Origin of the sequence: Pseudomonas sp. P7779, from assembly GCF_013386315.1 — a bacterium.
Taxonomy (GTDB): domain Bacteria; phylum Pseudomonadota; class Gammaproteobacteria; order Pseudomonadales; family Pseudomonadaceae; genus Aquipseudomonas.
Genome location: NZ_JACARZ010000011.1, coordinates 38,932 through 48,833, shown reverse-complemented (window position 1 = coordinate 48,833; position 9,902 = coordinate 38,932). Strand labels below are relative to the sequence as shown.

Sequence of the window (9,902 nt, the reverse complement as noted above, 5' to 3'; positions counted from 1 at the left end):
AATAACGGATATACACCCAACCCCTGCGGGCTACTTCAAATTCCCACTCAAAAACTGCTGCAACCGCTCGCTCTTCGGATTACCCAGCACATCCTCCGGCGCACCCTGTTCCTCCACCAACCCCTTGTGCAAAAACAGCACCTGGCTCGACACCTTGCGCGCAAAGCTCATCTCATGGGTCACCATGATCATCGTCCGGCCTTCCTCAGCCAAACCCTGGATCACCTTCAACACCTCACCCACCAACTCCGGGTCCAGCGCCGAAGTCGGCTCGTCAAACAGCATCACCTCCGGCTCCATCGCCAGCGCCCGGGCAATCGCCACCCGCTGTTGCTGGCCACCCGACAAAAACGCCGGATATTGACCGGCCACCCGCGCCGGCAACCCAACCTTGTCCAGATACCGGCGAGCGCGATCCTCGGCGTCCTTCTTGCTGCAACCCAGCACCCGGCGCGGCGCCATGGTGATGTTCTCCAGCACACTCATGTGGCTCCACAGGTTGAAATGCTGAAACACCATCGCCAACCGCGTACGCAGGCGCTGCAACTCAGCATCATCCGCCACGCGCATCCCATGGCGGTCACTGACCATGCGAATCTGCTGCCCATCCAGCGTCATGGCGCCGTCATTCGGTTGTTCAAGAAAATTGATACACCGCAAAAAGGTACTCTTGCCCGAGCCACTGGCGCCGATCAAGCTGATCACATCACCGGTCCTGGCCTTGAGCGAGACACCTTTGAGCACCTCATTGTCGCCATAGCTTTTATGCAGGCCTTCAACGGTCAATTTGTACATGGGGCGTGCATCCTCAAGGCGAAAGTAGGTAGCCGCTGCGATAGGCTTCAGTGCCTGCGACATGGGCAATGACCATCCCGGCAGTGGCCATGCGCCGCAGCGAACGAGCGTAAAGCAGCCCGGCATTGCGGCAATGCACTGGCGTTACGCGGTCGGAAATGGGGTCGATGATTTCGGCGATCAGTTGCCCGGCGTCCACGTATTCCCCAGGCAGCGCGCTGAATACCAGCAAGCCGCCCACGGGTGTGGCCACCGGCTCGACGCCCGCCAGCGGTGTGGCGGGGTAGGGCAATTCCGGTAGCGGTGCCGGCTCGCCGCTGATTGCGCCGAAGTGAATCAGGTAATCGATGATCGCCTGGCAGTCGAGGCTGGCCAGGCCGTGGTTGACGTCGCCCTGGCCGCGCAACTCGACGGTCACCGAAAAGCTGCCCATCGGAATCGGGAAGCGCTCGCCAAACCGTTGTTGCAATTGCCACCACACCAGCGTGAAACACTCATCGAACGACTGCCCACCGGAATCGGTAGCCAACAGGCTGGCTTCCGAACCGATATAGCGCGCCAGCGGCTCCACCTGCGGCCACGCCTCGGGGGTGGTGTACAGGTGTGCAACGGCTTCGAAGTCGCAGTGCAGGTCCAGCACCATGTCGGCATCACACGCCAGGCGTTGCAGCACCAGGCGTTGGGATTCCAGTTGTGTGACGGGCGTTTGCGCCGCCAGGGCCATGGTCAGCGCATCGCGGATCAGTTCGACGTTGTGCGCAGGATCATCTCCCAGCAGGCCTTCGACTTGATTGCCAACCTCGTCGGACAGGTCGACAAACAGGCGGTTGAAGTTCTGCCCGCTTTCCAGCTCGTAGCGGCCCAGGGGGATGTCCATCAACACCTGTTCCAGGCCGGTCGGGTTGGCGATCGGCACCAGCACGATCTCGCTGCGCAGGCGGCCGGCCGCAGCCAGCTCCGCCAGGCGCGCCTTCAAGTGCCAGGCCACCAGCATGCCCGGCAATTCGTCGGCGTGCAGTGACGACTGGATGTAGACCTTGCCTTCGGCCTGCTCCGGCCCGAAGTGGAAACTGTGGATTTGTCGCTCCGTGCCCGGCACCGGCGCCACAAGTGGATGAATCTGATGACGCATGAAGGCTCCTTAGTGGCTGGGGCCGAGAAAGGCCAGCCAGCGACGCTCCGCCAGACGAAACAGACCGACCAGGGCAAAGGTCACGGTCAGGTAGATCAGCGCAGCGATACCGAATGATTGAAAGGTCATGTAGGTGGCCGAGTTGGCGTCCCGGGCGACTTTCAGGATATCCGGGATGGTCGCGGTGAAGGCCACCGTCGTCGAGTGCAGCATCAGGATCACTTCATTACTGTAGTACGGCAGCGAGCGGCGCAGGGCCGACGGCATGATCACGTAGGCATACAGCTTCCAGCCGCTGAGGCCGTAGGCTTTCGCCGCTTCGACTTCGCCGTGGGCCATGCTGCGGATCGCCCCGGCAAAAATCTCCGTGGTGTAGGCGCAGGTGTTGAGGGCGAAGGCGAGAATCGTGCAGTTCATCGCATCACGAAAGAACGCGTCCAGCACCGGCTGCGCGCGAACCGCCGCGATGCTGTAGATCCCGGTGTAGCAAATCAGCAACTGGATATACAGCGGCGTGCCGCGAAACAGGTAGGTGTAGAACTGCACCGGCCAGCGCACCCAGCGATTGCGCGACACCCGCGCAATGGACAGCGGGATCGATACCAGGAAGCCGATGAAGATCGACGCGCTGAGCAGCCACATCGTCATGGCCAGCCCGGTGATGTGCTGGCCGTCGCTATAAAGGAAGGGGCGCCAGTATTGCTGGATAAGTTCGATCATCGCACTGCCTCCCGGGAGCCTGCGGAGTAGCGCCGTTCGAGGCGGCGCAGGACGAAGTTGGACGCGCTGGTGATCAACAGGTAGATAAACGCGGCGATCACCAGGAAATAGAACAGCTGATAAGTACTCTTGCCGGCATCCTGCGCGGCCTTGACCAGGTCGGCCAGGCCGATGATCGACACCAGGGCGGTGGCCTTGAGCATCACGCACCAGTTGTTGTTAATGCCCGGCAGGGCGAAGCGCATCATCTGCGGGAAGGTCACGAAGCGAAACCGCTGGCCACGCGTGAGCCCGTAGGCCGTGGCGGCCTCCAACTGGCCACGGGGCACGGCGAGGATCGCGCCGCGAAAGGTCTCGGTGAAATACGCACCGTAGATAAAGCCCAGGGTGATGACCCCGGCGCTGAATGGGTCGATCTCGATGTAGTCCCATTCCATAAAGTCGGTAAAGCTGGTCAGCCAGATTTGCAGGCTGTAGAAAATCAGCAGCATCAGCACCAGGTCGGGCACGCCGCGAATCAGGGTGGTGTAGATCTGCGCGGGAATCCGCAGGAACGGCAGGCTGGACAGTTTGGCAGTAGCCCCGAGCAGGCCCAGCAACACGCTGACGGCCAGGGAGAACACCGACAACTTGACGGTCATCCAGGTGCCTTGCAGCAACAGCGGGCCGAAACCCTTCAAGCTGAAGGCACTGAGCCCCAGGGTTTGCAAAAGATCTTCGAACATAAATCAGGACCTATGGCGATAAAAAAGCGCCCCTCCAGAGGAAGGGCGCCCCAGGCATTATTTGCCGCTGTACAGGTTCAGATCGCCAAAGTGTTTCTTCTGGATGGTGGCGTAGGTGCCATCATCGTGTAACGCTTTGATACCTTTATCCAACAAGGCCTTGAGGTCTTTGTTACCTTTTTTGATACCGACCGCAGTTTTGGACGGCAGCAGTGGATCGTCGATGGCCTTGCTGACTTCGTAGTCAGCACCGGCTGGCGACTTCAAAAAGCCCAGTTCGGCTTGCAGCATGTCCTGCACGGAAGCGTCCAGGCGGCCGGAAGTCAGGTCGGCGTACACCTGGTCCTGGTTGGCGTAGGCCTTGGTGGTGACACCGGCCTTGTCCAGTACGGCCTTGGCGTAGGCTTCCTGGATGGTGCCTTGCTCGTAGCCAACGCTTTTGCCCTTGAGGGACTCAGGCGTGGAGTAGTTCGCGCCCTTTTTGAACACCAGGGAAGTTGGGCCGGAGAACAGCTCGTTGGAGAAGTCGATCGCCTTTTCACGGGCTTCGGTCACGGTCATCGAGGAAATCACGCCGTCAAACTTGTTGGCGTTGAGGCCTGGAATCATGCCGTCGAAATCACTTTCGACCCACTTGCACTTGACCTTCAGCTCGGCACAGATGGCATTGCCCAGGTCGATATCGAAGCCCACCAGGCTGCCGTCAGCGGCTTTAGACTCAAACGGCGCGTAGGACGGATCGACACCAAAACGCAATTCCTTGTATTCCTTGGCCAGCGCGGAACCGGCGGCCATGCACAGAGCCAGTGCAGAAAGGGTCAGCAATGCTTTTTTCATTATGTAATCCCTGGAAACCAAGATAAGCGCTTGTGGCGCGGTTAGGACTGTTACTGAACGGTGTCAGACCGGACTCAAGTAGCAATTTCTGCACCATAGTTCCGAATGGTCGTTTTAAAAGGTGAGATTAAGGAGTTGTGCCAGTAGGAAATGCCCGAAAATGGGCATTGATAAATCTATGCATTATTTTGGGGCGTGCGAGGTTTTCAAATGTGGGAGCGGGCTTGCTCGCGAAGGCGGTGGATCAGTCGGTACATGTATTGACTGACACACCGCATTCGCGAGCAAGCCCGCTCCCACATTGATCGGTGGCGTTCGTGAGAGACGTGTCAGGCCAGTAAATCCTGCAGGGTCGCCAGGTTGTCGGCTTCCTCGACGGCCTTGTCCTGGCGCCAGCGCAACATCCTCGGGAAACGCACCGCAATTCCGCTCTTGTGCCGCTTGGACAGGGCAATCCCTTCAAAACCCAGTTCAAACACCATGCTCGGCGTGACGCTGCTCACCGGGCCGAATTTCTCCACGGTGGTCTTGCGTACGATGGCGTCGACCTTGCGCATTTCTTCATCGGTCAGCCCCGAATACGCCTTGGCGAACGGCACCAACGTACGCTCAGTACCGGGCGGGCCGTCCCACACCGCAAAGGTGTAGTCGCTGTACAGGCTGGCGCGCCGGCCATGGCCGCGCTGGGCATAGATCAGCACGGCATCGACACTGAACGGGTCGACTTTCCACTTCCACCACACGCCCATGTCCTTGGTCCGGCCCACGCCGTAGAGCCCGTCCCGGGCCTTGAGCATCATGCCTTCCACGCCCAGGCTGCGAGACGCCTCACGCTGCTCTGCCAAGTCTTGCCAGCTATCGCCGATCAGCAATGGCGACGTGCGCAATGTTGGCTGGTCGCAGTCGCTGACCACCAGCTCCAGTTGCGCCCGGCGTTCGGCCTGGGTGTGGTTGCGCCAGTCTTCGCCGTGGTGTTCCAGCAGGTCATAAGCCAGCACGGCGACCGGCGCGTCTTCGAGGATTTTCTTGCCCAGGGTCTTGCGGCCAATGCGCTGTTGCAGCAGGGCGAAGGGTTGCACCGAGTCCTTCCACACCACGATTTCGCCGTCGATCACCGTGCCATCGGGCAGGCTGTTTTCCAGGTCATGAAGCTCCGGAAAGCGCTCGGTGACCAGTTCTTCGCCCCGAGACCAGACCCACAAGCGGCCTTCGCGCTTGACCAGTTGTGCGCGGATACCGTCCCACTTCCATTCCACTTGCCAGTCAGCAGGGGAGCCGAGCAAGGCATCGAACTGTTCCACCGGCTGGGCCAGGCCATGGGCCAGGAAAAACGGATAAGGCTGCCCGCCACGCTGGGCGTGTTCGTCGGACGATTCGGCGGCAATCAGCTTCAAATAGCCTTCGGCCGTCGGACGGTTCGACAGGTCGGTGTAGCCCACCAGCCGCTGGGCCACGCGTTTGCTGTCCAGCCCGGCCATGGCGGCCAGGGCGCGGGTGACCAGCAACTTCGACACACCGACCCGGAAGCTGCCGGTGATCAGCTTGATGCAGAGCATCAGGCTCGGCTGATCCAGCTGTGCCCACAACGCGGGCAGGCGTTCTGCCAGTTCTTCTGGCTGCAGGCCACGCAAGGGCAGGAGTTTTTCTTCCAGCCACACGGCCAGACCATCGTCCGAGGTGTGGGGCGATTCCGGTAACAGCAGGGAAATGGTTTCCGCCAGGTCGCCTACCGACTGATAACTTTCTTCGAACAGCCACGGCTCAATGCTCGCGGCTTCGGTGGCCATGTCCCGCAGCAACCGGGTGGGCACCAGTTGTCGGGGCCGGCCGCCGGATAAAAAGTACACCGCCCATGCCGCATCTTCCGCGGGCGCCTGTAGGAAATAAGCCTGCAAGGCGGCGAGCTTGGCGTTGCTGGAGGTGGTGGCGTCGAGGTTGGCGTACAGCTCGGCGAAGGCTTTCATGACGTGGCCTCCTCTTCGTCATCGCCGTATTCGGTGGTGAATCCCTGGGCATCCAGGCCCTTTTCCCGCAGGTGCCTGACCAATACGCCCACAGAACCGTGGGTGACCATTACCCGCTCGGCACCGGTTTGCTCGATGGCCCATAACAGTCCGGGCCAATCGGCGTGGTCCGAGAGCACAAAGCCGCGATCCACGCCGCGCCGTCGCCGGGTGCCGCGCAGGCGCATCCAGCCGCTGGCGAAGGCGTCACTGTAGTCGCCGAAGCGGCGCATCCAAGTGCTGCCACCGGCGGAGGGCGGGGCGATGATCAGGCCCTGGCGCAACAAAGGGTCGGTCTTTTTGAAGTCGCCGGCGTAGAGGGTTTCAGGGATATAGATGCCAGCTTCGCGGTACACCCGGTTCAAGGGTTCGACCGCGCCATGGCTGAGGATCGGGCCGATGCTGGCGTCGATGCCGTGGAGAATCCGCTGGGCTTTGCCGAAGGAATAACAGAACAACACGCTGGCCTTGCCGGCGGCGATATTGGCCTGCCACCAGTCGTTGATCCCGGCAAAAATCTGCGCCTGGGGCTGCCAGCGGTAGATCGGCAGGCCGAAGGTCGATTCGGTGATAAACGTATGGCAGCGCACCGGTTCGAACGGCGCGCAGGTGCCGTCGGGCTCGACTTTATAGTCGCCGGAGGCGACCCAGACTTCACCCTGGTATTCCAGGCGCACCTGGGCGGAGCCGAGGACATGGCCGGCGGGGTGGAAACTCAAGGTGACGCCGTGGTGGCGCAGGCTTTCGCCGTAGGCCAGGGTTTGCAGGTTGATGTCCTGGCCGAGGCGCGAGCGCAGGATACCTTCGCCGGGGGCGGCGGCCAGGTAGTGTTGGTTGCCGGTGCGGGCGTGGTCGCCGTGGGCGTGGGTGATGACCGAACGTTCCACCGGGCGCCAGGGGTCGATGTAGAAATCCCCGGCGGGGCAGTAGAGGCCTTCGGGCCGGGCGATAACAAGGTCCATGGGCGTGCCGTGGAGGTGGGCTTGTTAATTATGAGGCGAGGGCGGGTGGAGAAGTTCTATCGGAATGCATGCAATCAAATGTGGGAGCGGGCTTGCTGTGGTGAGGGGGCTTGTCCCCCGTCGGGTTCACCACAGATTGATGGGGCTGCTTCGCAGCCCAACGCGGGGCAAGCCCGCTCACCACAGCAAGCCCGCTCCCACATTTTGATCCGGTTGAGTCTGGGAAACCGGGTTACTTGCCCGGCACCAGCGTCAACCGCGTCTTCCCGTACACCCCGTCAAAGTTCTGTGGCTGCATCGGGAAGCTCAGGTATTGCGCCTTCAGCCACGGGTCGATGCCATTGGCATAGTTCGGGCTGGCCGGGTTGCCGGATTGGCCGATGCCGCTTTGGCCCATCATCGGTTCCGCCAGGCCGAAGTCGACAATCATCCGCAGCGCCGGCACCTGGGTCGTGTCGAAACTCTGGCCCCAGCTATACGGTGCGCTGTTCAGCGTGTTGTGATCGCCGCCCGCGGCCAGTGGGCCGCGAATGGCCTGGCCGCTGGTGTTCTTCCAGGTGTAGCTGTGCAGTTTGCCCCACTGCCAGGCCTTGTGATCGGCGCCCAGCGCGCTGTCGCCTGCGGTGATCGCGGCGGCCAGGCTGCGGGCGAGGATCGCCGGCTTGTCGGTTTTCTGCCCGGTGCGGGCGTCATTCCAGAACGGGCTGTCTTCGCGCCCCAGCAGGTGGTCGGCCACCGCCGAGTACGACAGGTTGGCGTTACCGATGAAGGCTTTCCAGGTGGCGCTGTTTTCCGGACCGAGTTCGTCGAGGAAAATCTGCTTGGCGCTTTCCTGCAGGAACAACTCATAAATCGCCGCGTCGGCGGAGGTGGATGCCAGCCGACCGTCGAAGGCCATCAGGCGGCCCAGTGCTTCCCGCGCCTTGGCCTGGTCTGCCACCGGCAATCCATCGATCGCCTGTTTCAGCGGCTGGGCCATGCCCGGCGCCTGGAACATGCTCTTGAGCTTGGCGGCAAACGTGGTGGTCTGGTCGTACTGCATGGCAATCATGCTGCGGCTGTCATGCTTGCCGCTGCCGGCCAGTTGCGCGATACGTTCGGCGCGTTCCGGCGCGGCCCACGAGTTGGACAGTTGCATGCCGTAGCCACGGGGAATGGTGCGCTGGTTGGCCGTGCCGATCCAACCCTGGGCCGGGTCCTGATCGTAGGGGTGCAGCATCGCGTCGGCGTAGCCATCCCAGTCGAAACGCCCGTCCCAGCCCGGCGATGGCACCAGGCCTTCGCCTTCACGGCGGTTGGGGAACCGCCCGGTCACTTGCCAGCCAATGCTGCTGGCGTCGGCGAAGACCATGTTCAAGGCAATTGCGCGAATTTCCCGGGTGGCGTCAGACGCTTTACCGGCGGTTTGCGCACGGGACAGGTCGAAGAACGCGTCCAGGCTCTTGTCGTCCTTGAAATCGGCGGTTTGCAACGCCAGGCCGTAGCCGCTGGTCAGCGACTGGGCACTGTTGAGCAGCGGCCCGTGGCGGGTTTCGTACACCGCTTCGCGAATCGGCCGCTGGCCCTTGGCGAAGTAGGTTTCGTTGCGCACGATGGCGGGCAGCCATTTGCCGTTGTTCTCGTAGTACAGCGCGTTGCCCTGGCGCTTGACCTTCTCCAGGAATACGTCCTGGGTGTCACCCGAGACCTGGCTCATGCTCCAGGCCACCTTGCCGTTGAAGCCGGAAAGCAGGGTTGGCAAACCGGCGATGGACACACCGGCGGCCTGGTATTTCGGCGAGCGGATCTGCACGTAGTTCCACAGCGACGGAGCCTGCATCGAGGTCGACAGGTCATTGGCCAGCAGGCTCTTGTTGCTGCGGCTGCGCTGCGGGCCGATCGCCCAGTTGCTGGAGCTGGACGTGCCCAGGGTGTTGAGGGTGCCGAGGTGTTCGCTGAGGCTGGTCAGCGCAGCGAGGCCCGGGATCTGGCCCAGGTTGATGCCCTTGAGCTTGTCGGACTCGGCCACTGGCAGCGGTTCATCCGGGTAGCTCGGGGTCAGCCAGGCGAGTTTGTCGGCACCGACTTTTTGCGCGAGCACCAATGACGACAGCTCTTCCTGCAAGTTGGTCGACTCGCTGAAATTCAGCAGGCAGAACAGCAGCGCCGAATCTTCCGGCTTCCAGTATTCAGGCTTGTAGCCAGTCTGGGCCAGGTCTGGCGGCAGCTTGTCGCGGTAGCGGAACAGGTAGGCGTTGACCCCGCGTGCATACACTTCAAAGAAGCGCTTGAGGCGCGGCGACGAGGCGTTATACAGCTCGCCGGCGCTTTTGCGCAGGTTGACCGCCCGCATGAAACGGTCGACATCCAGCACATCCGGCCCGGACATTTCCGCCAGGCGGCCCTGGGCCAGCAGGCGCAGGGTGACCATCTGGGTGATGCGGTCGCTGGCGTGCACGTAGCCCAGGGTGAACAGCGCATCGTGGAAGGTGCTGCTTTCAATCAGCGGGATGCCCTGGCTGTTGCGGCGCACCGAAACGTTCTGCGCCAGGCCCTTGATCGGCTGTACGCCGGAAACCGGAGGCAGGGTGTCTTGGGTGCTCTGTAACTGGCAACCGGCCAGGCCCAAGGCACTGGCAATTGCCGCGGCAACGCCGAACCGGGGAAGAAAATGTGAGAGGGCTGGCGAGGCCATGGCAAAGCTCCTGCGGGGGGTAGCGTCAGTAAAGGCGCTACGTTAGTGAGCGCG

At 62.0% G+C, this 9,902-nt stretch carries 8 protein-coding genes; all 8 read right to left on the bottom strand.

Going from position 1 to position 9,902, the window contains the following annotated elements:
- Positions 1–30 precede the first annotated feature (30 nt).
- A complete protein-coding gene (locus HX869_RS04100) occupies positions 31–795 on the bottom strand; it encodes an ABC transporter ATP-binding protein (RefSeq protein WP_008432141.1) in 765 nt (254 codons plus the stop codon).
- Between the two features lie 13 nt (positions 796–808).
- Positions 809–1,927, bottom strand: a complete 1,119-nt coding sequence (locus tag HX869_RS04095; protein WP_003209530.1) for a succinylglutamate desuccinylase/aspartoacylase family protein — start codon at positions 1,925–1,927, stop codon at positions 809–811.
- 9 nt (positions 1,928–1,936) lie between these two features.
- Positions 1,937–2,647 (bottom strand): ABC transporter permease, encoded by a 711-nt coding sequence (locus HX869_RS04090; protein ID WP_003209532.1) that lies wholly within the window; start codon positions 2,645–2,647, stop codon positions 1,937–1,939.
- On the bottom strand, positions 2,644–3,372 hold the full coding sequence (locus tag HX869_RS04085) for an ABC transporter permease (protein ID WP_134325837.1): 729 nt from the start codon (positions 3,370–3,372) through the stop codon (positions 2,644–2,646). Before HX869_RS04085 ends, HX869_RS04090 begins: the two co-directional genes overlap by 4 nt.
- Before the next feature lie 57 nt (positions 3,373–3,429).
- On the bottom strand, positions 3,430–4,209 hold the full coding sequence (locus HX869_RS04080; protein ID WP_003213667.1) for a transporter substrate-binding domain-containing protein: 780 nt from the start codon (positions 4,207–4,209) through the stop codon (positions 3,430–3,432).
- A gap of 329 nt (positions 4,210–4,538) precedes the next feature.
- On the bottom strand, positions 4,539–6,173 hold the full coding sequence (locus HX869_RS04075) for an ATP-dependent DNA ligase (RefSeq protein WP_178902772.1): 1,635 nt from the start codon (positions 6,171–6,173) through the stop codon (positions 4,539–4,541).
- Positions 6,170–7,174: a ligase-associated DNA damage response exonuclease gene (locus HX869_RS04070; RefSeq protein WP_178902771.1), complete on the bottom strand. Its 1,005-nt coding sequence runs from the start codon at positions 7,172–7,174 to the stop codon at positions 6,170–6,172. The genes HX869_RS04075 and HX869_RS04070 overlap by 4 nt, the downstream gene beginning before the upstream one ends.
- A 232-nt stretch (positions 7,175–7,406) precedes the next feature.
- Entirely contained in the window at positions 7,407–9,848 is a 2,442-nt protein-coding gene (locus HX869_RS04065; protein ID WP_003213673.1) for a penicillin acylase family protein, read from the bottom strand.
- Positions 9,849–9,902: the final 54 nt, after the last annotated feature.

Bases quoted from the DNA above. Each gene is read 5' to 3' on its own strand.
- HX869_RS04075 (WP_178902772.1), bottom strand. From the start codon at position 6,173: ATGAAAGCCTTCGCCGAGCTGTACGCCAACCTCGACGCCACCACCTCC.
- HX869_RS04090 (WP_003209532.1), bottom strand. From the start codon at position 2,647: ATGATCGAACTTATCCAGCAATACTGGCGCCCCTTCCTTTATAGCGAC.
- HX869_RS04070 (WP_178902771.1), bottom strand. From the start codon at position 7,174: ATGGACCTTGTTATCGCCCGGCCCGAAGGCCTCTACTGCCCCGCCGGG.
- HX869_RS04095 (WP_003209530.1), bottom strand. From the start codon at position 1,927: ATGCGTCATCAGATTCATCCACTTGTGGCGCCGGTGCCGGGCACGGAG.
- HX869_RS04085 (WP_134325837.1), bottom strand. From the start codon at position 3,372: ATGTTCGAAGATCTTTTGCAAACCCTGGGGCTCAGTGCCTTCAGCTTG.
- HX869_RS04080 (WP_003213667.1), bottom strand. From the start codon at position 4,209: ATGAAAAAAGCATTGCTGACCCTTTCTGCACTGGCTCTGTGCATGGCC.
- HX869_RS04065 (WP_003213673.1), bottom strand. From the start codon at position 9,848: ATGGCCTCGCCAGCCCTCTCACATTTTCTTCCCCGGTTCGGCGTTGCC.
- HX869_RS04100 (WP_008432141.1), bottom strand. From the start codon at position 795: ATGTACAAATTGACCGTTGAAGGCCTGCATAAAAGCTATGGCGACAAT.